Raw genomic sequence first — 21850 nt, 5'->3', positions numbered from 1 at the left:
ATGAAAATTGATAAGGTTACTTACGAAGTAGACTTGAGTGATGGCGATAAGCGCCCGATTTACGTCTGGGAAGCTCCGGTACGTGTCTGGCACTGGCTCATGGTCGTCACGATGTTTACGATGATCGTCACCGGTTACCTGATCGGGCGTCCTCTGGATGCCAATCTGGGAAATACCTGGGCGACGTTCCAGTTCGCTGATATCCGTATGATTCACTTCATCGCGGGCATCTGCTTCACTGGTCTGTTTGTCTACCGTATTTTCTGGGCGTTCATGGGCAACCGTTACGCTCATCAGATCTTCCTGCCGCCTTTCTGGTCCTTTAAGTTCCTGAAAGGCATCTGGGATCAGGCTCTGTATTATCTGTTCATCAAGAAGACGTCTCCGGAGTACGCGGCGCATAACCCGCTCGCTGCTACCGCCATGTTCGGCTTCTTCGTGCTCGGTTCCTTCTGCATCATCATCACGGGCCTTGCACTTTATGGACAGCCTTACGGCGCCGGCTCTGGCTGGGATATCATGACCGGCTGGGTGTTCGCTCTCTTCGGCGATAACGCTCAGGCAGTCCGCACGTTCCATCACGCTCTGATGTATGTCTTCACGCTCTTCATGGTGGCCCATTTCTACATGGCTGCCCGCGAGGACATCATGGGCGGCGCAACGGAAATGTCCGCCATCACGAATGGACTCCGCATGTTCAAGCACGCGAAGTAATCCTCACATCCTTTCGTACTATCCCTTTGGATAGGGGGTAGTACATAGGAATAGGGATATAGACCGGAACTTCCCCCCCTTGGTGGTGGTTCCGGTCTTTTTTTTTTGCTAACCTCACTCCCGCACATTTGTGATGGCTAATATTCGTGTTCCATCAGGGAGTGGTTAGACACATGTCAGACAGTAATAAAAAATACCCCGTGGTTGTTCTGGGCATCGGCAATATCCTGTGGGCAGATGAGGGATTCGGCGTCCGGGCGGTAGAAGCATTCAACGAAGCCTGGAAGTGTCCTGAAGATGTTCTGGTGCTGGACGGCGGTACGCTTGGTTTTTATCTCTCCGAGTACATTGAGAACTGCTCGAAGATCATTATTTTCGATGCCTGCGAATTCAACGATCTCCCCGGCACCTGCAAGGTTCTGAAAAAAGAGGATATCAACCCGTGGCTGAACACCAAGATGAGCGCGCACCAGGAGGGTCTGAATGACCTCTTCGCAGTCGCGAAACTCCTCGGCCGTTACCCAGATGAAATTGTTGTGCTTGGCTGCCAGCCGGGCGATCTCGAGGATTACGGTGGTTCCCTTACTCCCGCAGTAAGCGCTGCCGTCCCCGGCATGGTGAAAGAGGCTGCGAAGCAGCTGAAGGAATGGGGATTCAAGATCGAGCCCCGTACTCCAGGAGAAAAAGCCGAGGCGCTTACCGAGACCTGTCTTGAGCGTAAGCCTTATGAAGAAGGACGTCCGTCGGAAGAAGAAGCCTGCCGTTATGCAGACCTCCGGTACTTCGTGAAAAGAGATCAGAATGGAAACCCGATCTCTGAAAAGGAGTGAAAACCATGTGCATTGCGATTCCGATGAAGGTCGTTTCAGTTTCCGATAATTTCTCCGCGGTCTGTGATTCCGGTGAAAAGACCGAGACCGTCAACACGGAACTTACGGGACTTGCTACCCCTGGCGAGTGGCTTCTGGTATTCCAGGGTGCCTCCCAGCGCCGCATGACAGAGGATGAGGCGATCAAAATGCGCACTGCCCTCATTGCGCTGTCTGACGTGATGAGTGGTACCGCCACGCAGAGCCAGCTTGATGACGCCTTTGCCGATATCACGGCACACACGGGCGAACTTCCCGACTTCCTGAAAGCTCAGGTTAAGGTTAACAAGCAGTAATTCAGAAAAACAAAGGATAAGAGACCATGCCGTCAAAACTGAATGACCCGACCCGCGAGATGACTATCGTCAACGTTGACGATCATCCGATCTTCAACCGGCTTTGGGGGAAAGAAGGCTTCGTCCGAGTGAACGAGGAAAACCTGGAAGAGTTCAAGTCCGCCAAGGGACTCGTTCTCATTTTCTTCGCGGATAACCCGACCACTTTCAAGGAAACGATTGACATGGCAGTGATCGCTCCTGAAGTCGCGAAAGTGTTCCAGGATCACATTGCCGCAAAGGGCTTCACTGCCCCTGCCGTGGGCCGCGCCATCGCGAGCCGTCTCGGCCTGACGCGTCTCCCTGCTGTCGGTTTCTACCGCGACGGTGAGTGGCTCGGCGGCCTCCAGGGCCTTAAGAACTGGAATGAATACATCAGCGGTCTCGCTGAAATCGGCGGCCGTACGGCTCCTGCCCGCCGCACGATCTCGATCCAGGCCAACTGACGAACCCCTTTCATTAATCTACTGACAGACATGACAGCTCCTATTTCTGCTGATAGCATCCTCGCCGCTGCCCGCGAGGCCAAGAAGGACTCCACCTCTGAGGAAAGGCTCGCTGCTGCCCGCGAGACCCTGAACTGGCTCCGCGAAACCCGCGACCTGCTGGTGAAGACCCAGAAAGAAGGCGGCCGCCTTCACTCAGTAACGGATCTGGGTCAGAAGGACGATCCCTTCAAGAAGTTCCTCTTTGACACACTTTCCAAGGGGGAAATCCGCATCACGATGGGCGGAGGCCAGATCCGTATGGAAGAGACAAATGTCCCGACCATCTGGCGCATGCTGATCGGCCAGCAGGATCTGCTCGTTGTCGCCTACATTCCCGACGTCGTTCTTACCTACGCTGCCCGTGACATGAAGGATCAGATTGAAGAGCCGGCTGAGAAGCCGGAGGGACTTTTCGCTGCGCCTGCGATCATTTCCGAGCTGAATGCCGCCGCGAAGGACGTTGACTTCGATCATTTTGATCCGACGATGGTCCCGGTGGCTGTTGAACTGACCCGCCAGCCTCTTTCCCCCAATGACAAGGACTATATCAATAAGGTTCTGGGCGAAGGCACGATCGAAGTTCAGATGCAGGGCTTCGCGAAGAGCACAATCCGTCAGACTTCAGTCCGCGGTCTGTGGCGCAGCCGCATTCTGAACAAGGCCGGAAAGGAACTGCTCGATCAGGTTGAAGCAACGCCGCTTCCTCCTGAAATTCCGAGCACCGCGGAAGACCTCCCGGGCGCCATCAAGAAGATGGACGATCTCATCGAGTGGGTTGAACTCGATCTGTCCCGCGGCGCGCTGTAATTCCATCCGTTTGAATTGAGGAGAGAATCATGTCCGGAATGTTGACGAATGACCCGCTGAGCGTTCTTAAGACGCTTGAGGCGAGCCGTATCAAGCCTGAGACCCGCATGCAGTGCAAGGTGTGCGGTTTCGTATACGATCCTGCGGAGGGATGCGCGGAGTGGCAGGTGCCTCCCGGAACTCCTTTTGCTGAGATCCCGGACAATTACGACTGCCCCGCCTGCGGCTGTCCTCACCATTCGTTCATCGTTCTTGACGATGATGAGGAGGTCTAGGATGACGAGTGAATCGCCTCAGAAGAGGTCTCTGCCGAAAATCAAAACCCGTGTTTTCCGTGACAGTCCGGAGGCTTTCTTCCGGGCTGGATTCGAGCGTATCGCGAACACCCGCATGAAAGGGGTTCCGATTCTCAATCCGAAGCTGCACGTCTCTTCTGTCCCATTCCGTAAGGTCGATGGGCAGTGGGTAGGCGGCATTGTCACGCCGTGGTCGATTCTCGTGATCCGCGCGTGCGGAGACCCCGCTACCTGGAAAGCCATTCCGGAAACGAAGATCGGCAGTGTTGAACTCCCGGGCGGTGACTTCAGCTTCATGGGCGTTCTCGACCCTGACCTGGGCGGCTATCAGAGCTGCTCGCTCCTCTCCCCGACATGGGAGATCGGTGATCAGGCGACAGGTGAGGCTGTCGCCCGGATTTCGCTCGACACGATGCTGAATCCGCCGAAAGAGGGCTACAAAGAGCCGGACCCGGATGAGGGAGCAATTCCTCTCACGCCGGCGAAGGCTCCGGATCCTGAACCTCAGGCCCCTCTGATCGACACGAAGACCCCGATGTCCCGCCGTGAGATCTTCACGAAGACAGTTGATGCAGCCAAGGATCGTGCCGAGGCCGCTTCCGGCAAGGAGAAACTATGAAGGGTGCGCTGCCTGATTTCGGAGCCATCATCGTAACAGTCGACACCAAGGACGGCGTTCCTGTCAGCGCGAGAACCCGGAGCACCCGCGGCCCGATGGTGTCGAAGCTGCTTGAAGGCCGTCAGGCTGACGAGTCGATCCCGAGCCTCATCTCCATGCTTTACACCCTCTGCCCGGTTGCTCAGTCGACCGCGTGGAGAGCTGCCCGGGCCTATGCTGAGGGGGCTCCTTCGGCTGAGGAGCTTGAAAACTGGGCCGCCGGCGTTCAGCTGGAAGCCATGATTGAGCACCTGCGCTGCCTCGCGTTTGAGCTGCCCCGCTCTCTCGATATCGAGTCCCGGAGCGACGCGAAACTGATCGGCCGTCTCCGCACCCGCGTAACCGGTGTTTCCCGGCTTTCCAAGAAAGAACTGGAGGCTCTGCGGAAGGATGTCGCTGACTGCGCGGACGAACTGCTCTATCAGACAGAAGATGTTCCGACACTCGGCAGCTGGCGTCCGACGGATCAGATGGAAGCCTGGATCGACTCAAGGAGTACCGTTCTCCGTCCGGTCTTCTCCTATCTGCTCAGTCTTCCCCGCGAGCTCGGCCGAAGCAGCGTTCCGGCGCTCAGCACCGCAAGCGCTGCTGTGAGGAAGGATCTCGCGGCTCATCTGACGCAGGAAGGTTTCTGCACGGCACCGTCCCTCACGCTTGGATCCGCGCAGACTTCGGCTCTTGGCCGCCGCTATGAGTCTCCGGCGCTGATGCCCGAGTATCTTGCGAACGGAGCGGGCACATTCCTCTACTTCTACGCGAGGCTTCTCGAGCTTGGCTCCTGGATGCAGTCATTTGAAGAACCGGAGAAGCTTGTTTCCGGATTCAGCCCTGAACCGGGAGTCGGGATCGGCTTCGTTGAGACCGCCCGGGGTACCCTGATTCATCGACTGAGAATTGAAAACGGAAAGATGATCGAATCAACGATCGTCGCTCCGACCGAATGGAATTTCGCTCCTGGCGGAGCCGCTGAACAGGCGCTGTCCCGTCTTGGGGTTACCAACTGGGATTCATGGCGCACCCGCGCGGAACTGGTTGTCCGGCAGTTCGACGCCTGCGTCCCCTTCAGAATTGAAACGGAGTCTGCCAATGCATGAAGTCTCACTCGCTGAGGGCGTGATTGACGTTGTCGAACGCGCCGCGGAAGGTGCCCACGCCACCGCGGTCTCTGAAGTCCGCGTTGCGGTCGGTGAACTTTCCAATGTTGAAATTGAGGCCCTTGCCTTTGCCTTTGAATCAGTGAAAAAAGGCACGGTCGCGAATAACGCGAAGCTCGTGATTGACCGGCCGGAGGGACGCGCCTGGTGCATGACCTGCCAGAAAGATGTCCCGTATCACCGGTTCGGTGACGCCTGCCCAATCTGCGGCGGTTATCAGGTGGTTGTTTCCGGGGGCCGCGACATGCGGGTCGTTGATATCAAGGCGTCAACCCCTGAGGATTCGGATACGTCCGCTTCCTGATAGCCTCACTTCCATTTACAAATAGAAATAAACTGATTTTCTAAACTTAAAGGAGTCAAACGCTATGTGTGCAACCTGCGGCTGCGGTGGTGATCATTCCCATATGCATTCCCATACGGATGGAAACGGCAACGTGACGATTCACGCCGGAGAACACGAGCACGAGCATGATCATCATCACGATCATGACCATGATCATGCCCACACGCACGATCATGAACATGCCCATACCCATGAGCACGACCACTCTCACGAGTCCACGATCTCCGTCGAAGAAGACATCCTTTCCCGCAACAACGCTGTTGCCGCCGGAAACCGCGCCTTCTTTGCTGAGCATCACATCCTCGCTCTGAACTTCGTTTCGAGCCCCGGATCCGGAAAGACTGAGCTGCTCTCCGAAACGATCCGCCGCGCTGACCCCGAAAAACTGCCGATTTCTGTGATCGAGGGCGATCAGGAAACGGCGAACGACGCTGACCGTATCCGCTCCGCCGGCGCGAAGTCCATTCAGATCAACACGGGCAAGGGCTGCCACCTCGACGCCGCCATGGTGCACGAGGCGCTTCATCACCTTGAACCGAAGGACGGCAGCGCTGTTCTGATTGAAAACGTTGGCAACCTCGTCTGCCCGGCTGAATTCGATCTCGGCGAAGCCCACAAGGTGGTCGTGATTTCGGTAACTGAAGGTGCTGACAAGCCTCTCAAGTACCCGGATATGTTCCAGGCGGCTGACCTGATGCTGATCAATAAGATCGATCTGCTGCCCTACGTGAACTTCGATATCGATAAGTGCGAAGAATACGCCCGCCGCGTGAACCCGAAGATCCGCTGTCTCCGTGTTTCCGCCACGAAGGGTGACGGCATGGATAAGTGGATGAAGTGGCTCGAAACCGAGCTCACCCTCGCCACTCTCTGATTGTCGACATAAGCTTTTCTCTCCACTATCAGGTCGATTTCTCATGCCAGAAACACCGCAGATGATCCGACAGCTTGTCCGCGTAACCGGTCTTGTACAGGGAGTCGGTTTCCGGCCCACCGTTTACCGGGTCGCGCTTGAACGCCATCTGACCGGTTTCGTCTTCAATGACGCAGCCGGCGTCGGTATAGAAATCGAGGGGGAGAGAGAAGCCGTTCTGGGGTTTGAAGCGGTACTCCGTGCTGCCAAACCCCCGCTCGCCAGAATCGATACGGTTCTGAGCCGCGAAATTCCCCTGAAGGGCGATCCGTCCTTCACCATTCATGAGAGCGAGGCGGGGCACGTCACCACCGCGATCACGCCTGACGCGGCGACCTGCCGCGAATGCGAGCGCGATATGTTCACGCCCGGCAACCGCCGCTACCGCTACGCGTTCACCAACTGCACGCACTGCGGCCCCCGCTTCACCATCACCCGGCATCTGCCTTACGACCGCCCGCAGACCTCGATGGCACCCTTCAAGATGTGCCCCGAGTGCCTGAAGGAGTACCGCGATCCGCTCGACCGGCGTTTCCACGCTCAGCCGAACGCCTGCCCTGTCTGCGGTCCGAAGCTCATGCTCTGGAAAAATACAGGCGAAACCGTCGAAACGGATGATCCCATCCGCGACGCAGTGAAACTCCTGAAGGAAGGCCGCATCCTCGCGGTGAAGGGGCTCGGCGGCTTCCACCTTGTCTGCGACGCGGCAAACGCTGAAGCGGTTCATCTGCTCCGCGCCCGGAAGCGCCGCGACGAAAAACCGCTTGCCGTGATGTGCGCCAATACGGTGTCCGCTTCCCGGCTTGTCACGCTTTCAGACCTTGAGCGCAAAACCCTTGAATCCATCGCGCGCCCGATTGTTCTCGCCAAAAAGACACCGCTCTGCGACGCTGAACTCGAGGGCGTTGCCCCAGGGCTCACTGAACTCGGCGTGATGCTCCCCTATACGCCCGTGCATCTGCTCCTCTTCCATGAGGCTGCCGGACGTCCGGATGGCGTTGAATGGCTTGACAGCCGCGTGCTCCCCTGGACACTCGTGATGACGAGCGCGAATCCGGGCGGAGAACCGCTTGTGATCGGAAACGATGAAGCGCTGCAGCGTCTCGGCGGCATTGCCGACTTCATTCTCGCGAATAACCGCGAGATTCTGGTCCGCTGCGATGACTCGGTTGTCCGGGTCGTGGCGGATAAGCCCCGCATGGTGCGCCGCGCCCGCGGCTATACACCGGAAGCGGTGCCGCTTGCCTTTGACTCTCCTTCGGTTCTCGCTACCGGACCGGGACTTAAAGTCACAGCCTGTCTGACCCGCGGCGGCGAAGCCTTCCTCTCGCAGCATATCGGCGACCTCGGGAACGCCAGTTCCTGTGAGGCGCTCGAACTTGCAGTGAAGCATCTCGAAGCGGTGCTTGAAATCACGCCCGAACTGGTGGCGCATGACCTGCATCCGGACTTCTTCTCCACGCGTCTCGCTCACCGGATTGAGCTTGATCGCGGGATCCCTGCCTATGCCGTGCAGCATCACCGGGCCCATATCGGCGCCGTGATGGCGGAATACGGCATCACGGGATCCGCCCGCGGCATCGCGCTTGACGGCGTGGGTCTCGGCACCGACGGCAAAGCCTGGGGCGGCGAAATGCTCCATCTCACGCCCGCAGGCTTCACACGCGAAGCGCATCTTCTCGCGATCCCGCTTCCCGGCGGCGACCGCGCGGCGCGTGAACCCTGGCGCATGGCTTCCTCTGTTCTCGAAGCTCTGGGACGGGGAGACGAAATCGCGGAGCGGTTCCGCGAAAAACCGAACTCAGGCATGATCCGGAAGGTCATTGCCAACCCCAGGCTCTCCGGTGTCACCACCGCCATGGGGCGGTGGTTTGACGCAGCGTCCGCGCTTCTCGGACTCTGCCTCACGCAGCATGATGAAGCGACAGCCGCCATGCGGCTCGAATCCGCGGCCGAAGGGAAGACACCGCGCGAATTCGGAAAACTCTGGGAAATCCTGCCCGACGGCTCGCTTTCCCTTCTTCCCCTGATGGCGATGCTCGCTGACACCCCGCATGAACCGGATGCTGTTTCACAGGCGTCCGCGGATTTCCATGAGGGCGTCGCCCGCGCGCTTTCTGACTGGATTCTGCAGCTCACCGGACCGGATGAAGCGGATCTGCCGCTCTGTCTTGCCGGCGGCTGCTTCTTGAACCGCCGGATGACCGTCCGGCTTATCAGCCTCCTCGGCCGCGCTGGGATCCATCCGCTCCTCTCATCGGCTGTGCCTCCTGGCGATGGAGGCGTCGCTCTCGGTCAGGCGTGGCTCGCCGCTCTCGCGCGCCGTGAAGGCGCTCTGGACGGCGGAGACCGTGTCTCTCCGTAAACGATTTTTTAACTTAAGGACCAATGATATGTGCTTGGCAGTTCCTGGAAAACTCGAAAAGATTCTGAGCGCCGATGAGTCCATCGCTGACCTCGGCGGCATTCAGAAGAACATCAACATCAGTCTCATCGAGGATCCTCAGCCTGGCGACTGGGTCGTGATCCACGTGGGTTTCGCGCTTCAGAAGATCGATGAAGCGCAGGCCGAGGCCACGCTCAAGGTTCTTGCTGAAGTTGCCCAGTCCGGCGCCCGTTCGGCTGCCGCTGCAGGAGCCGCAGCATGAAGTTCGTCACTGAATACCGCGATTCCGAACAGGCCAAGGGTATTGCGGCGGAGCTCGCCGCCACGGTGGATCCTAACCGTGAGTACCGTTTCATGGAGTTCTGCGGCGGTCACACGCATGTGCTCGCCCGCTGGGGTCTCACGGATATCCTGCCGAAGAACGTCCATATGATTCACGGACCGGGATGCCCGGTCTGCGTGCTTCCGATCGGCCGTATCGATATGGCGATGGAATGCGCGCTGAAGCATAACGCCATCCTCTGCACGTACGCGGATACTCTCCGCGTTCCGGCCTCCGGCGGCAAGTCGCTCTTCAAGGCGAAGGCTGAAGGCGCGGACGTCCGCATGGTCTATTCGCCGATGGACGCGCTGCAGATCGCGCGCGACAATCCGGACCGCCAGGTGGTGTTCTTCGCGATCGGCTTTGAAACAACAACGCCTCCGACGGCGCTCTGCCTGCTGGAAGCGAAGAAGGAGCAGATCAAGAATTTCTCCGTGATCTGCTGCCACGTGCTCACGCCTTCCGCGATGGAACACATTCTTCTCACCGCTCCGAAGCGCGCTGACGCCCCGGTGCTCGACGGTCTTGTCGGCCCGGCTCACGTTTCTGTCGTGATTGGCTCCGAGCCCTACGCGCAGTTCGCCGAGAAGTGGAAAATGCCTGTCGTGATCTGCGGCTTTGAGCCGCTCGACATGCTGATGACGATTCTGATGCTGGTGAAGCAGGTGAACGAAGGCCGCCATGAGGTGGAGAATGAATTCACCCGAGCCGTGGTACCGGAAGGCAACCGCCGCGCAATCGATCTGATGGCCCGCGTCTTCTCGCTCCGCGACTCCTTTGAGTGGCGCGGTCTCGGCCCGGTTCCGAAGTCCGCTCTGAAGCTCTCGCCTGAGTTCGCTGAATTCGATGCCGAAACCCGCTTTGGCCTCGTAGAGCACCATGTGCCCGACAATAAGGCCTGCCAGTGCGGCGCTATTCTCCGAGGCGAGAAGGAACCGTTTGAATGCAAGGCGTTCGGCAAGGCCTGCACGCCGGCTCATCCGCTCGGCTCCTGCATGGTTTCGAGCGAAGGTGCCTGCGCGGCTTATTACAGCTACGGCCGGCTTCGCAAGTAAGAGCCTTCCGGTATTCGAAGATTAAAAATAAAAAGGACAGCTATGGCGGAAGAAAAAAGACGTTATTTCTCAACTCCGATCGACGTGAAGCACGGGATCATTGATCTCACGCACGGCGCCGGCGGCCGGGCAACGGCTCAGCTGATCACTCAGGTGTTCGGCAAGTACTTCTCGAACCCGATTCTCGATGAGGGACACGATGGCGCGTTCCTCCCGGAAATCAAGGGAACCCCGGTCGTTTCCTGTGACGCTCACGTGATCCGTCCGCTCTTCTTCCCGGGCGGCGATATCGGATCCCTCGCTATTGCCGGTACGGTGAATGACGTCGCCATGTGCGGCGCGAAACCTCTCTACATCGCGGCCTGCTTCGTGCTCGAAGAAGGTTTCGAAATCGCGAAGCTTGAAAAGATCATCGAATCGATGGCCCGTACCGCTCATGAGGCGGGCGTGCAGATCGTGACCGGTGACACGAAGGTGGTTGAAAAGGGACACGGCGACGGTCTCTACATCACGACCACCGGTTTCGGTGAAGTGATTCCGGGGATTCACGTTTCCGGACGTCTCGCGAAACCGGGCGACAAGGTGCTGATCTCGGGCTCGATGGGTGACCACGGCATGGCGATCATGTCGGAGCGCGAAGGACTCTCCTTTGGCTCCAAGATCCTCAGCGACTCGGCGCCTCTCAACGCCATGGTGGATGCCATTGCCGCCGCCGCTCCCCACGTCCATGTGCTCCGTGACCCGACGCGCGGCGGTCTCGCCACCACGCTGAACGAAATCGCGGCCCAGAGTGACGTCGGCATCATGCTGAACGAAGCCTCGATTCCGGTTCACTCAGACGTTGCACAGGCCTGCGAATTCCTGGGCCTTGACCCGCTCTACGTCGCGAACGAAGGCAAACTGATCGCGATCGTCCCGGAGGACGAGGCCGAAGCCTGCCTCGCCGCCATGAAGTCCGCACCTCACGGTGAAGAATCCGCAATCGTCGGCACGGTGACGGATGAAGCCCGCGGCTACGTGCAGATGACGACCCTCATGGGCGGCGTCCGCATGGTCGACTGGCTGAACGCGGATCAGCTCCCGCGCATCTGCTAAACTCCCGGGGCTATGGATAAAAAACCCCGTGATCCTCTCCTCAGGCGGCGCACCGCCGCCCGGGGAATTGATTCCCTCATCTGCTTCATCATCGGATTCCCGTGCGGCCTGATGCTGTACAGCGCGGTCTACGAGTATCTGAACGCAGCCGGCCATATCGGTTCTGACCAGACGGCCGGCATTCTCTTTATTGTCTGCGCAGTGGCGACTCTCGGCGTCTGCCACATGTCGTACGAATCCGTATTCCTTTTCCTCTTCGGCGCCACGCCGGGAAAGATGCTGATGAAGCTGAGAGTCGTGGATCAGGAAACGCTTGGACGGATCAATTACCTTCAGGCCTACCAGAGAGCCCGCGGCATTCTGAATTTCGGACTTTTCTGGTACTTCCTCTACCCCTTCCTGCTTCCCTTTTCCTATCTCTGGGCCTCGAGGCGCGAAGCCCAGCCGTGGGATACCATGGCAAAAACCCGTGTAATTCTAAAAAACGGGCAGGACAACAAAACCAAATAAAGTGAAGGACGCTTCATGACAGAAGAAAAAATGGATGCGACAACCGAGAAGCTCAAGGCACTCCTGGATGCCGGCAATATTGATCTGAAGAATCCGGAAACCGTCAAGGCTTTCCTGCGGATTCCCGCCACGGTTGCCCGAGAAAGCTGCCGCCGGATCGGCGATCTGTATCAGGATGCCGCGAAGCGCGGTGTTGACGCGCCTGACGCTCCTGATGAAGAGACGCTGGGGCTGATCGATCAGGAACACCGCGCGCTTTTCTTCCTTTCAGCGCTCTTCCTCGGCCAGTTCCCCGGCAAGACCCTTCCCGGATGGGCCGGAGTTCCGCTCGTGAAGTGGCTCGCGGACTCTATCCCTGGCAACCTCTTCGAGAAGAGCCCGGATTTCGCCGCCGGCACGGAAGAGGCCGCCATGCAGAACTTCATCCTCATTTTCTCGAACGTCTACAGCAAGTTTGCGACGTTTGAGCAGCTGATGAAGCGCTTCAATCAGCCGGTGAATGAATCGGATTTTGAGGGAATGCTTGACGTGTTCGCAAAGCTCGTCTCCGGCACGTCCAAGTCTGTGGAGCTTCCCGAAGCGTTCCAGCACATGGATTTCAGCGGCGAACCTGAAAAGGAAGCCTGATCCGGACAGAAACCCCGGATCCAGTGAAAAAGGGCGGTTGATTCAACCGCCCTTTTGCTTTACTCCTTGTCGTTACGGTCCTGCCAGGCCCTGGCAAGACTTCGGATCCTGCCGAAGGCGAACCCGAAGTTATACATCACATTTTTGGTTGTCGAGAGCGCGGCCGACACGTCAACCTGAGGCACCCGGCCGGCGATGTATTCGCGCAGGCACTCTTCAAACACATCCTGGGGTGTTTTACCCTTGGTTTTCGCGAGGAACTCGAGCGCCTGCTGGCTCGCGGCGGGGAGCCTCGCCATAAGAAGCGCGATTTGAGCGGGATTCAGCGGCACAGCCAGTACTCCGAAAGAATGAATACAGTAAATTTTAAGTCCATTTAAGTTTCAGGTGAGAGCGAACCCCGGGTTATCCGGCTAGAATTCACTCCCGTATTTGATGTCTAAAGGAGATTTTCCGTGTCCGATGCTTCCGATAAGCTCTGCTTCCTCGTGGTCGATGACCAGCCGCTCATTACCGGAGCGCTATCCATGCTTCTCACGAGTGAAAATCCCGACTCGGAAGTGTTCACGGCGAATTCCGTGGATGAAGCGCGGAAACTCGTTCACAGCCATGCCCCGGAGGCTGATCTCCTGATTCTCGACCTCTCGATGCCTGGGGTTGTCGGCACCAGTCTTCTGGAAGAGTTCGTGCGCGAGGAGCCCTCGCTTAAGATCCTCGTGCTCTCAGGTGTTACAGACCGTGAAAGCGTAATGAACACGCTGTCGCTGGGTGCCGCCGGGTTCGTCCCGAAAACGCTCGACACGGATCTCCTCCTCACCGCGATTCATTTTGTGCTGAAGGGAGGCGTCTATCTCCCTTCAAAGATCATCGAGGAAAGCCAGCGCCGCGGATTCTTCGCTGAGGCCGGGGAAGGCATCGCGGGCCGTATGGCATCCGCTCCGACGCTGACCCCGCGGCAAATGGATGTGCTCCGGGAGCTCGCGAAGGGCAACCCCATCAAGCGTATCTGCACGAATCTCAATCTCTCTGAAGGCACCGTGAAGACTCACGTCTCCGCGATCTACCGGGCGTTCGGCGCGCGGAACCGCACCGAAGCCCTCATTGCCGCGCACCGCGCGGGTTACAAGATCAACCTTTAAGCGCCGGTTCCGCCGCCTGGGAAGTGCCCGACGGGGCCGCAAAATCCGGTCCCTTCGTCTCAAACATCCGCCAGAGCGCGCCGTTCAGCTTTTCCTCATCCGCGGGCTTCCGCAGGATTTCAGGCATCTCAGCGAGCGCCCGATGAGGAAGCTGCTTCTGCCACTCGCGCTCGATCATGTCCTCAGGCACCGCTGTGAGAATCACGGTCGGGACAGATGTTTTCAGGGCGTGCGAGAGCTTCAGGCAGGACTCAATGCCGTTCGGCGCCCCTTCCCCGAAATCAAAGTCAGTGAGCAGGATCTGAGGCCTGAAGGCCTTCATCTCCTCCAGCAGCCCGTCATCAAGGAACGGCGACACCCGAACCGTCGCGCCCCAGGATTCGAGCAGGGCCTTCACGGAGTCAGACACCGTACGGTTATCCTCGAGATAGAGAATCCGGGCCAGAATATCGCGGAATTCAATCGTCTTCTTTGCCTGGCCGCGGGGCGAAAGGGCAAGCGGCTCTGTAATCGTTGAGGCCCCGAGCTGCAGTCTGAAAACCGATCCCTTCCCGGGAAGCGACCCCATCGAGAGACCGATTCCGAGCCGGCTGCAGATCCCCTTCACAATGGCGAGCCCCAGACCAAAGCCTTCCGCCTTTCTGCCGGCTTCCCCACGATAGAACGAGTGGAAAATCTTTTCCCGGTCTTCCCGGCTGATACCGGGACCGTTATCGTAGACACAGATCTGAATCAGCCCCTTCGCCCGGCGCCGTGCGGCGAGAATCACAATGGGATGCTCTTTATCCGAATACTTGAAAGCGTTATTCACGAGATTCCGGATCACACGTGAGAGAAGCGCAGGATCCGTGTCAATCTTGTAGTCGAGCGGCCGAATCACAAATGTGCCGCCGCGCGCTCTGGCGATCGGCGCGCACTCCTGGCGTAGCTTCTCGAAATACTCCGGAATCGGCACGAGTTCCCGCTGAATCGCGAGCGTGTCTGCCGTGATTCGGCTCACTTCCAGAATCTGCTCCACGAGGTTGGAAATCGATCCCGCGCAGAGCGAGAGCTGCTGCACAACCGGGGCAATATCGGCCGGGGCCTTCTTCTTCAGAATCTGCAGGTAAATCGCCATCGCCTGAAGCGGCTGTCGGAGATCGTGATTCGCTGCCCGGAAGAATTCCTGCCGCTTCTGCCCCTCACGCACCGCTGTGCGGCGGGCCGCTTCCGCGGCATTCCTCTCACGGGCCAGCTTCTGCAGCAGCTTCCGGTTCTCGGTTTCCGTGAGAATGGAGGAGAGAATCAGGTCGTGAAGACGCCGGCCCGAATAAAGAATCACGCCGATCACGATAAAGAAGAAGATGGCTACAAAACCCTGCGATGTATGAAAGTAATTGAGCAGAATGGAGAGACCAGTCGGGAAGAGCGCGAGGAAAGTGAAAATCGCGAGTCCCGGGAGCCACATCGCGTAGAAAGGCCAGCTGCCAAGCGCTACGCCGATCACGGCGGAAACCGAGGCCGCAAGCGTGTATTCGCTTCCGAGTGACGGGAACACCGCCCCCGCGAAACCCCAGGTGATTCCGGTAACGAAGCTATGCGCGATTCCAACCCGGATCCAGCCGCGGATCCTCGCCACGCGGTTCTTATCCGCAAAGAAAAGGTGGTTATATTCGATCGAAAAAATGATCGTAAGGATCACCACAATGCCCCAGGAGATGAGGAGCGCATGCGATCCGGCACTCCAGAGCGACGCGATGAGAAGCGCGGCGCCCGCCCCTTGGGCAATCAGCGCCACAGACATCACCCGCATTGCCTGATCGAGCTGCTGGCTGATCACGCGGGACGTGCGCTTTCCGAGCACCGCACCGGGAAGTGATTCGGAAAAAATCCTTCGCACCGCAAGGCGGAAGGCACTGAAACGGGCACCCATCAGTCAGTATCCTTTTCCGTTCAGAGCGGGGCAGAAGCCTCGGAAGCCGTATTTCTGACCGTGTCGAGAGACGCCTGCAGAAGGTCACGGCCGCGGCTGATGACAGGCACCGAATCCGCTGACAGCTCAGCCCGTCCCGCTTTCACCCGCAGGGTTCCCTTCACCCCAATCGGCACCGCGGAGAGCTTCCTGATGTGACCGAACGGGAGCCCCGTCACCATGGTGACGCCAGAGCGCGCGAGCCGGTCTCTGAAGTCTGAAAGCACGTCCTCCAGTCTCAGGTCGAGATCTCCTGTGACATGGCGGTCCGCATCCGTGAAGCATCCAAGCACCACCGCGGACTGGCTTCCGAGAACGCCTGCTTCCCAAAGCTGCAGCAGCATCCGGTCGATCCGGTACGGGGGCTCACCGACATCCTCGAGGAACAGAATTCCGCCTTTCACCTGTTCAGGAGTCGGGAACCACGGGGTGCCTATGAGAGAGGCTGCCATCGCGAGGTTCCCGCCCCAGATCACGCCCTCACGCTCCGTGTCCGGGTCAGCCGCGCCGGCATTCCATTCCTGACGCCAGAATCCCGCGGTCAGCGCCTCCAGAAACGCGATCTGGGATTCGCGCGTCCGGTAGCCGGGGGCGAGGCCTCCCGCCATCGGTCCCTGCCAGGATGCGAGTCCGGCTTTTGAGAAAAGCGCGAGGTTCAGCGCCGTAAAGTCAGAAAACCCCATCGCGAAGGGCTTTCGTGCGCCAATCTTCCGGAAGTCAAGCGTCGGAAGGAGTCTCGTCATTCCGTAACCGCCTCTTACCGGCAGCACGAGATCCAGATCCGGGTCGAGAAGCGCCTGCTTCAGTTCGGCCGCGCGTTCCGAGTCTGTGCCGCCGTAGCGGCGCCAGTTTCTGAATCCCGCGGCATCCCGCACCACGGTGAATCCCAGATCCTCAAGCCCGGTGATACAGCCGGTGAGACGCTCTGTATTAAGCGCCGCAGCGTCATCCTCCATCACATAGGTTCTGCTCGGCGTGATGAGACCGACTTTCGGCCTGAGAGACTGCATGACTAGATTTCCCCTTCGCGGGCTGTCCGCCGCGAATCAAAAAAATTCCGCAGAAGCGCCGCGGCTTCATCCGCGCAGACCCCCTGCGTCGCGCGGATCCGACGCTGAAGCGCAGGATCCGTTGAGAGTGACGTGGCTGAACCAAAGGCGCCGGCTTTTGCATCCGACGCTCCGAAAACCACCCGGGCGATGCGGGCATGCGCGATGGCTCCCGTACACATCGGGCAGGGTTCAAGCGTCACGTAGAGTGTTGCCCGGTCAAGACGGTAATTCCGCAGGCGTGACGCGGCATCGCGAATCGCCATGATTTCAGCGTGCGCTGTCGGATCACAGCCGTGAACCGAAGCGTTCCGGCCCCGCCCGATGATTTCACCATCCAGCACAACTACGGCGCCGACCGGCACTTCGTCTTCGGCTCCGGCCTTACGGGCTTCAGTGAGCGCCTCGTCCATAAAGCGGACGTCTTCTTCGAGCGCCGGCTCAAACCCGGCGGCCGGTCCGTTCACTTCGCGGTTCTTCGCCTGAAGCTGCCCCCGGATCTTTTCCCGGCGCTCCGCACGCAGCGTCTCCGCAAATTCAATTTCGGCCTCGAGCCCCCGCTTCGTCGCGCCGGGCCCCACCGTGAAGTTCGCGGCCCCGTCCGGCGCGAGCCAGCCGTACTCCACGGCGAGCCCCACCAGTCCTTCAGGCGTTCCGGAGAGGAAACTCCCGGCTCCGGCAAGGAACTTCTTCGCGGCGTCCGCCGCATTCCCCTTCCCCGCATCCGCGTAGAGCGCAAATCCAGCGAGCACCGCATGGCGGTCTTCAAACGGCGCTTTCCTGAGCGACGCGAGAGGCCAGCCGCGTCTCACGGAGAGTTCAACCAGGCGGGACGCATCCGCGGCATCAGCCCGCTCAGGCATTGGAAGCGGAGCCATCAGATCTTTCCTGCCGGAACGCGGTACACCGCGCGGGAGCGTTTGGAGAAGAGCAGATAAGCCGTGCCGATCACCGCAACCCCGGATGGGATCGCGAAGTCAGCCGGCCCCGGCTGCATGCCAAAAAGCGCGTAGGCCGGGATCGACACAACCGGGCCTGCGAGCCACAGCAGCGCAGAGGCCATTTTAGGAACCCAGGGCTTCCTCACCCAGACAATAAAGTAGATCGAAAGCGCGTAGAAAAGGAACGAGAGGAAGGCGGGAAGGATATAGCGCACTGCCAGCATTCCGCTCGTGCTGTCCATCGCGAGGCGGTGTCCCAGAGAGGAAATCAGGACAATAAGAAGCACGAGGTTCTGAAACGCCATAAAGACGATCAGGGCCACCGGCGCGAGGAACCACCCCGTTACGCTGCCGTGCCAGCGTTCAAGATCCGTGCGTCCGGCATCTACCTTCGCCGCGCTGTTCTTCAGACTCACTACGAGAATGAAGAGCAGCCCGATCAGAATCGCAACGCCAAGCCACATCTGAAATGAACCGGCATAACTCATGCTTCTTTCCTCCTTTTCTTTTATTCAGCGGAAACCTTGAGCGGCCTGAGCGAGCGGCCGCGCCGGGTTCCGTAGGTCAGAGCCACGCGGTCAGAGAACACCAGATAAACCGTCGCGGCGAGCGCGTAGAAGAATGAGGCGAAGAGCCCCGTCACATTGAGGTCCGGGGTCTGGTAGAAGAAGAACGACCCAAGTGTCCCGATCGGACCAAGCACCCAGATAACGGCCCCTGCTTCGGCGACCGCGCGGGAGGAGCGCTTCATCGTAAGGCGCACGATCACCCAGCCGAAAATGAGGACGAAAAGCACATCCGGGATCATCGGCATCAGAATCTGCAGCGGCGTGTAGTCCACCGACATCAGAATAAACCGATAGGCCTGAGCGGCATCAACTGCCGTCATGATGACCCAGTAGAGGAAGAAGAAAACGAGCGTCGCCGTAAAGAACGGAAGGGAGCCGGCAAATCCGCTCTTCCTTCCCTCACAGGTAAGCACCGGCGGGATCTTGCTTCCCACAATCCAAAGAACCCAGGTAGGCAGGGCAACCGCGAGAAGCGCGATCACAATGTTCAGGATGACCTGAAGCGGCGTGAAATGAACCATCTTTTGACTCAGTGTCCAATAAGTAAATTAGCCGTGTGCGAGTTTAATGGATCCCGCGTCCGGTTTCCTCCCCGCCTCGGGGGCAGAAAGCTCCTGAATGATGCCGCACTGATGACCCTGCGTATGACCGTGGCAGCTGTGCTCAAGCTCGTAGAGCTTTGTCTGAAGTTCTGTCAGCGCCCGGATTCTGGCATCCACCGCCTCAATCTGACGATGCAGGAGCTCGTGAATATGCCCGGCCTCTTCCGGCTTACTGCTGTCGTAATTCAGAATCTCGCGGATTTCCTCAAGACCCATATCTAGTTTCCGGCAGTGAGCAATAAAGCGAAGCCTCGCAAGATGCCGGTCACCGTAGGAGCGGTAGTTATTCTGCAGGCGCATCGGGGGCTCAAGAAGCCCCTCTTTCTCGTAATAGCGGATCGTTTCAACCGGAACACCGGTCTCACGCGACAGTTCTCCGATTCTCATAGGGTTAATCCTTAAATCTGTTCGGTCAATAACTCTTGACCCTGTAGCAACTACAGGCTTTTTAATTTATCATAACAAACATGAAACCATTCAAAGAGGAGGCCTGTCATGGCTTATTCAGGAACAGAAGAGAAGACCGGAGAGAACCTGATCCGGCTTTCCGTTCCGGATATGGATTGCCCGGTGGAGGAGGGTGAAATCCGGGCAGAACTTGAAAAAATCAGCGGCATCAGCTCTATTGCCGCGGATACGGCCCGTCGGACTCTGGAAGTCAAAACTGACTCAGTGCCTGACGAGGACATTCTTGCCGCCCTCGAACGGGCTGGACATCCCGGGAAAATCCTTCCGGGCTCTCCAGAAAACGGTTCAGAACAGATCGTCATTCTCGTGCCTGAGATGGACTGCGCGGTGGAAGCCGGAGAAATTGAGGAAGCCCTCTCCTCTCACCCTGAGATTCCGGACGGAGTCTTTGATACCCGGCGCCGGACGATCACGTTCCCGGTGGCGCGCGACCGCGCGCCTGAGATTCTCGATGTCATCCGCGGCACCGGATACTCAGCGCAGCTCGCTCTCCGGAAGTCGTCTGACCCGGTCAAGACCTCAATTCCATGGAAGAAACTCGGCACTGCGCTGGTGCTTGCCTTCGCGGCTGAGCTGATTCCGGATTTTGCTCCGGCTGGCGGCTCGGTTCTCACACTCTTCGGCCATAGTTTCAGCACGCCGGACCTGATCGGGCTGTGTCTCGCGGTTATTTCCGTCGCGCTCTCCGGCGTCTCAACTTTCCGGCGCGGCCTCATTTCATTCCTCCACTTCAAATTCAATATGAGCGCCCTCATGGCGCTTGCGGTGATCGGCGCGATTCTGACCGGCAACTGGGCGGAAGGCGCTATGGTCATGGCGCTTTTCGAGATTTCGGAAGGAATCGAGCAGCTTTGCCTTGAGAAGAGCCGCAGCGTTGTGAAGTCGCTCCTTTCGATCGTCCCGAAGACCGCTGAAGTAAAACGCGGCGCGGGATGGGAAACGGTTCCGGTCGAATCCGTCGCGATCGGCGATCAGATCCGAGTCAAGGCCGGCGAGCGGATCAGTCTCGATGGACGGGTCGTCAAGGGGGACTCATCCGCGGATGAGTCGATGATCACGGGCGAACCCGTTCCTGCCTCCAAGCACCCGGGAAGCGATGTCTATGCCGGTACTGTAAACACCACCGGAATGCTGGAAATCCGGGTAACGGCTCCTTCTTCTGACACGCTCGCCGCACGGATCATCGCCTCAGTCGAGGATGCTGAGCAGAAGAAGGCCCCGACACAGCGTTTTGTCGACCGCTTCGCGCTTTACTACACGCCGATTGTCTTCGCGGCCGCCATTCTGACCGCGACGCTCCCCCCGCTCTTCGCGGGCGCTCCCTGGATGGACTGGATCTACAAGGGACTCGTGCTCCTCGTGATCGGCTGCCCCTGCGCGCTTGTGATTTCGACCCCGGTCACAATCATTTCAGCGCTTGCCTGCGCGGCACGTGAAGGCATCGTGATTAAGGGCGGAAAGTATCTCGAAGAAGGAAGGCTTCTGAAAAACGTAGCGCTGGATAAAACCGGCACCATTACAACAGGACGCCCGGTCTGCACGGATGTGATTCCAGTGTCTCCGAAACTCACCGAAGCTGCGGCTCTGGAAAATGCCTCTGCCCTCTCACAGCTTTCTGACCACCCGGTTTCCACAGCCATTACGCATGCCGCAAGAAAAGCAACGGCGCTCGGCGGCCCAGCGGAAGACCTGAAGGCGATTCCTGGCGCCGGCGTTGAAGCGAAAGTCGGCCGCGCAATGCTGAAACTGGTGTCCCCGGCCGCTATCAAAGGCGGAAACCCTGCCTACCAGGCAGGCGTCCGGAAGCTTGAGTCTGAAGGCAAGACCGTCTCGGTACTCGCTGATCTCTTCGGGCCGGTCGCTGTATTCGGAGTCGCTGACACCGTGAAACCCGGTATCCGTGAATCCATTGCTGACCTTAAGGCAGCCGGGATGACTCCCTGGATGCTGACAGGAGACAACGAGCGGGCCGCAAGTGCGATTGCGGCCTCTGTCGGAATCGATCACGCTGAAGCCCGGCTCCTTCCGCAGCAGAAGCTCGAGAAAATCGGCAGCCTTCAGAAAGACGGCCTTACCGCTATGGTGGGTGATGGCATCAACGACGCTCCGGCTCTCGCGCAGTCTGATATCGGTTTCGCGATGGGAGTCAAAGGGACGGATACGGCAATTGAGGCCGCGAGCGTCATGCTGATGGATGACAACATCGGGAAGATCGCTTTCTTTAAGCGGCTGGCAGCGAAGACCTACCGATTCCTCGTCGCGAATATCGCTTTTGCGATCGCCGTGAAGATCATCTTCGCCATACTTGACTTCGCGGGGCTTGCCACCATGTGGATGGCGGTGTTCGCAGATACCGGCGTCACCCTGATTGTGGTGGCAAACGGCATGCGGCTTCTCCGCGCAGCGCCGGGAATCCACAGCGATATGGAATCTGAACGCGGGGAGACACGTACGGGAAAAATGGCTGAGGATTCTCCTCTCAGCGCCGCAGCCTGATCTCCTTCAGGGCATCACCTGGTCAGCCGGAGCGCCTCCTAAAAGACGCTCCGGTTTTCT

The 21850-nt window shown here is 58.8% G+C and carries 25 protein-coding genes; 18 read left to right on the top strand and 7 right to left on the bottom strand.

The window, feature by feature from the left end; genetic code table 11:
* From cybH to BN1936_RS00810, 16 genes are all read left to right on the top strand, one after another.
* Nucleotides 1-714, top strand: coding sequence for a Ni/Fe-hydrogenase, b-type cytochrome subunit (gene cybH, locus BN1936_RS00885; protein ID WP_022443384.1), 714 nt, complete (start codon nt 1-3; stop codon nt 712-714).
* A gap of 173 nt (nt 715-887) precedes the next feature.
* Nucleotides 888-1544, top strand: a complete 657-nt coding sequence (locus tag BN1936_RS00880; RefSeq protein ID WP_082164411.1) for a HyaD/HybD family hydrogenase maturation endopeptidase — start codon at nt 888-890, stop codon at nt 1542-1544.
* A 5-nt stretch (nt 1545-1549) separates the two neighbouring features.
* Complete coding sequence (locus BN1936_RS00875) at nt 1550-1879, top strand: HypC/HybG/HupF family hydrogenase formation chaperone (protein WP_022443382.1); 330 nt, start codon at nt 1550-1552, stop codon at nt 1877-1879.
* Nucleotides 1880-1905: 26 nt separating this feature from the next.
* Entirely contained in the window at nt 1906-2364 is a 459-nt protein-coding gene (locus BN1936_RS00870; RefSeq protein ID WP_049686420.1) for a thioredoxin domain-containing protein, read from the top strand.
* A 30-nt stretch (nt 2365-2394) separates the two neighbouring features.
* A complete protein-coding gene (locus BN1936_RS00865; RefSeq protein ID WP_022443380.1) occupies nt 2395-3213 on the top strand; it encodes a hydrogenase expression/formation C-terminal domain-containing protein in 819 nt (272 codons plus the stop codon).
* Between the two features lie 29 nt (nt 3214-3242).
* Nucleotides 3243-3488, top strand: coding sequence for a rubredoxin (locus BN1936_RS00860; RefSeq protein ID WP_049686419.1), 246 nt, complete (start codon nt 3243-3245; stop codon nt 3486-3488).
* A 1-nt stretch (nt 3489) separates the two neighbouring features.
* The gene (hybE, locus tag BN1936_RS00855) at nt 3490-4128 is read left to right on the top strand and encodes a [NiFe]-hydrogenase assembly chaperone HybE (RefSeq protein WP_022443378.1); all 639 of its coding nucleotides are present in this window, start codon (nt 3490-3492) and stop codon (nt 4126-4128) included.
* Nucleotides 4125-5261, top strand: a complete 1137-nt coding sequence (locus tag BN1936_RS00850) for a nickel-dependent hydrogenase large subunit (RefSeq protein WP_022443377.1) — start codon at nt 4125-4127, stop codon at nt 5259-5261. Before hybE ends, BN1936_RS00850 begins: the two co-directional genes overlap by 4 nt.
* Nucleotides 5254-5625: a hydrogenase maturation nickel metallochaperone HypA gene (gene hypA / locus BN1936_RS00845; protein WP_022443376.1), complete on the top strand. Its 372-nt coding sequence runs from the start codon at nt 5254-5256 to the stop codon at nt 5623-5625. Before BN1936_RS00850 ends, hypA begins: the two co-directional genes overlap by 8 nt.
* A gap of 64 nt (nt 5626-5689) precedes the next feature.
* Nucleotides 5690-6541 carry a hydrogenase nickel incorporation protein HypB gene (hypB, locus tag BN1936_RS00840; protein WP_022443375.1) on the top strand — a complete coding sequence of 284 codons (852 nt, stop codon included), beginning with the start codon at nt 5690-5692 and terminating at the stop codon, nt 6539-6541.
* A gap of 43 nt (nt 6542-6584) precedes the next feature.
* Nucleotides 6585-8945, top strand: coding sequence for a carbamoyltransferase HypF (hypF, locus tag BN1936_RS00835; protein ID WP_049686418.1), 2361 nt, complete (start codon nt 6585-6587; stop codon nt 8943-8945).
* 28 nt (nt 8946-8973) lie between these two features.
* Nucleotides 8974-9228, top strand: coding sequence for a HypC/HybG/HupF family hydrogenase formation chaperone (locus BN1936_RS00830; protein WP_022443372.1), 255 nt, complete (start codon nt 8974-8976; stop codon nt 9226-9228).
* Nucleotides 9225-10343, top strand: a complete 1119-nt coding sequence (hypD, locus tag BN1936_RS00825) for a hydrogenase formation protein HypD (protein WP_022443371.1) — start codon at nt 9225-9227, stop codon at nt 10341-10343. Before BN1936_RS00830 ends, hypD begins: the two co-directional genes overlap by 4 nt.
* A gap of 42 nt (nt 10344-10385) precedes the next feature.
* Complete coding sequence (hypE, locus tag BN1936_RS00820) at nt 10386-11438, top strand: hydrogenase expression/formation protein HypE (protein ID WP_049686417.1); 1053 nt, start codon at nt 10386-10388, stop codon at nt 11436-11438.
* A 12-nt stretch (nt 11439-11450) separates the two neighbouring features.
* Complete coding sequence (locus BN1936_RS00815; protein WP_022443368.1) at nt 11451-11948, top strand: RDD family protein; 498 nt, start codon at nt 11451-11453, stop codon at nt 11946-11948.
* 15 nt (nt 11949-11963) lie between these two features.
* Nucleotides 11964-12575: a hypothetical protein gene (locus tag BN1936_RS00810; protein WP_022443367.1), complete on the top strand. Its 612-nt coding sequence runs from the start codon at nt 11964-11966 to the stop codon at nt 12573-12575.
* Nucleotides 12576-12634: 59 nt separating this feature from the next.
* Here BN1936_RS00810 and BN1936_RS00805 read toward each other — a convergent pair whose 3' ends face one another.
* Complete coding sequence (locus BN1936_RS00805; RefSeq protein WP_049686416.1) at nt 12635-12907, bottom strand: hypothetical protein; 273 nt, start codon at nt 12905-12907, stop codon at nt 12635-12637.
* A 123-nt stretch (nt 12908-13030) separates the two neighbouring features.
* Between BN1936_RS00805 and BN1936_RS00800 the strand changes: the two genes are divergently transcribed.
* The gene (locus BN1936_RS00800) at nt 13031-13714 is read left to right on the top strand and encodes a response regulator transcription factor (RefSeq protein ID WP_022443366.1); all 684 of its coding nucleotides are present in this window, start codon (nt 13031-13033) and stop codon (nt 13712-13714) included.
* Here BN1936_RS00800 and BN1936_RS00795 read toward each other — a convergent pair.
* Genes BN1936_RS00795 through BN1936_RS00770 form a run of 6 tightly spaced genes read right to left on the bottom strand, consistent with a single transcriptional unit; the run spans nt 13704 to nt 19213 of the window.
* Nucleotides 13704-15626, bottom strand: coding sequence for an ATP-binding protein (locus BN1936_RS00795; RefSeq protein ID WP_022443365.1), 1923 nt, complete (start codon nt 15624-15626; stop codon nt 13704-13706). The two genes, BN1936_RS00800 and BN1936_RS00795, sit on opposite strands and share 11 nt — an antisense overlap.
* 20 nt (nt 15627-15646) lie before the next feature.
* The gene (locus BN1936_RS00790) at nt 15647-16675 is read right to left on the bottom strand and encodes a S66 peptidase family protein (protein ID WP_022443364.1); all 1029 of its coding nucleotides are present in this window, start codon (nt 16673-16675) and stop codon (nt 15647-15649) included.
* A gap of 2 nt (nt 16676-16677) precedes the next feature.
* Nucleotides 16678-17592 (bottom strand): tRNA adenosine(34) deaminase TadA, encoded by a 915-nt coding sequence (gene tadA, locus BN1936_RS11620; RefSeq protein WP_232422045.1) that lies wholly within the window; start codon nt 17590-17592, stop codon nt 16678-16680.
* Entirely contained in the window at nt 17592-18143 is a 552-nt protein-coding gene (locus BN1936_RS00780) for a hypothetical protein (protein WP_022443362.1), read from the bottom strand. Before BN1936_RS00780 ends, tadA begins: the two co-directional genes overlap by 1 nt.
* Nucleotides 18144-18163: 20 nt before the next feature.
* The gene (locus BN1936_RS00775) at nt 18164-18745 is read right to left on the bottom strand and encodes a hypothetical protein (RefSeq protein WP_022443361.1); all 582 of its coding nucleotides are present in this window, start codon (nt 18743-18745) and stop codon (nt 18164-18166) included.
* Nucleotides 18746-18772: 27 nt separating this feature from the next.
* Nucleotides 18773-19213 carry a MerR family transcriptional regulator gene (locus BN1936_RS00770; RefSeq protein WP_022443360.1) on the bottom strand — a complete coding sequence of 147 codons (441 nt, stop codon included), beginning with the start codon at nt 19211-19213 and terminating at the stop codon, nt 18773-18775.
* 108 nt (nt 19214-19321) lie between these two features.
* Here BN1936_RS00770 and BN1936_RS00765 point away from each other — a divergent pair, with 108 nt between their 5' ends.
* The gene (locus BN1936_RS00765; RefSeq protein WP_049686415.1) at nt 19322-21790 is read left to right on the top strand and encodes a heavy metal translocating P-type ATPase; all 2469 of its coding nucleotides are present in this window, start codon (nt 19322-19324) and stop codon (nt 21788-21790) included.
* Nucleotides 21791-21850 lie beyond the last annotated feature (60 nt).

Origin of the sequence: Dakarella massiliensis (assembly GCF_001182045.1) — a bacterium.
Classification (GTDB): Bacteria; Pseudomonadota; Gammaproteobacteria; order Burkholderiales; family Burkholderiaceae_F; genus Mesosutterella; species Mesosutterella massiliensis.
This window is presented reverse-complemented; position numbering and strand designations above follow the sequence as displayed.

Coding starts and splice junctions, on each gene's coding strand:
- cybH (WP_022443384.1), top strand. CDS start 1: ATGAAAATTGATAAGGTTACTTACGAAGTAGACTTGAGTGATGGCGAT.
- BN1936_RS00880 (WP_082164411.1), top strand. CDS start 888: ATGTCAGACAGTAATAAAAAATACCCCGTGGTTGTTCTGGGCATCGGC.
- BN1936_RS00875 (WP_022443382.1), top strand. CDS start 1,550: ATGTGCATTGCGATTCCGATGAAGGTCGTTTCAGTTTCCGATAATTTC.
- BN1936_RS00870 (WP_049686420.1), top strand. CDS start 1,906: ATGCCGTCAAAACTGAATGACCCGACCCGCGAGATGACTATCGTCAAC.
- BN1936_RS00865 (WP_022443380.1), top strand. CDS start 2,395: ATGACAGCTCCTATTTCTGCTGATAGCATCCTCGCCGCTGCCCGCGAG.
- BN1936_RS00860 (WP_049686419.1), top strand. CDS start 3,243: ATGTCCGGAATGTTGACGAATGACCCGCTGAGCGTTCTTAAGACGCTT.
- hybE (WP_022443378.1), top strand. CDS start 3,490: ATGACGAGTGAATCGCCTCAGAAGAGGTCTCTGCCGAAAATCAAAACC.
- BN1936_RS00850 (WP_022443377.1), top strand. CDS start 4,125: ATGAAGGGTGCGCTGCCTGATTTCGGAGCCATCATCGTAACAGTCGAC.
- hypA (WP_022443376.1), top strand. CDS start 5,254: ATGCATGAAGTCTCACTCGCTGAGGGCGTGATTGACGTTGTCGAACGC.
- hypB (WP_022443375.1), top strand. CDS start 5,690: ATGTGTGCAACCTGCGGCTGCGGTGGTGATCATTCCCATATGCATTCC.
- hypF (WP_049686418.1), top strand. CDS start 6,585: ATGCCAGAAACACCGCAGATGATCCGACAGCTTGTCCGCGTAACCGGT.
- BN1936_RS00830 (WP_022443372.1), top strand. CDS start 8,974: ATGTGCTTGGCAGTTCCTGGAAAACTCGAAAAGATTCTGAGCGCCGAT.
- hypD (WP_022443371.1), top strand. CDS start 9,225: ATGAAGTTCGTCACTGAATACCGCGATTCCGAACAGGCCAAGGGTATT.
- hypE (WP_049686417.1), top strand. CDS start 10,386: ATGGCGGAAGAAAAAAGACGTTATTTCTCAACTCCGATCGACGTGAAG.
- BN1936_RS00815 (WP_022443368.1), top strand. CDS start 11,451: ATGGATAAAAAACCCCGTGATCCTCTCCTCAGGCGGCGCACCGCCGCC.
- BN1936_RS00810 (WP_022443367.1), top strand. CDS start 11,964: ATGACAGAAGAAAAAATGGATGCGACAACCGAGAAGCTCAAGGCACTC.
- BN1936_RS00795 (WP_022443365.1), bottom strand. CDS start 15,626: ATGGGTGCCCGTTTCAGTGCCTTCCGCCTTGCGGTGCGAAGGATTTTT.
- BN1936_RS00790 (WP_022443364.1), bottom strand. CDS start 16,675: ATGCAGTCTCTCAGGCCGAAAGTCGGTCTCATCACGCCGAGCAGAACC.
- tadA (WP_232422045.1), bottom strand. CDS start 17,592: ATGGCTCCGCTTCCAATGCCTGAGCGGGCTGATGCCGCGGATGCGTCC.
- BN1936_RS00780 (WP_022443362.1), bottom strand. CDS start 18,143: ATGAGTTATGCCGGTTCATTTCAGATGTGGCTTGGCGTTGCGATTCTG.
- BN1936_RS00775 (WP_022443361.1), bottom strand. CDS start 18,745: ATGGTTCATTTCACGCCGCTTCAGGTCATCCTGAACATTGTGATCGCG.
- BN1936_RS00770 (WP_022443360.1), bottom strand. CDS start 19,213: ATGAGAATCGGAGAACTGTCGCGTGAGACCGGTGTTCCGGTTGAAACG.
- BN1936_RS00765 (WP_049686415.1), top strand. CDS start 19,322: ATGGCTTATTCAGGAACAGAAGAGAAGACCGGAGAGAACCTGATCCGG.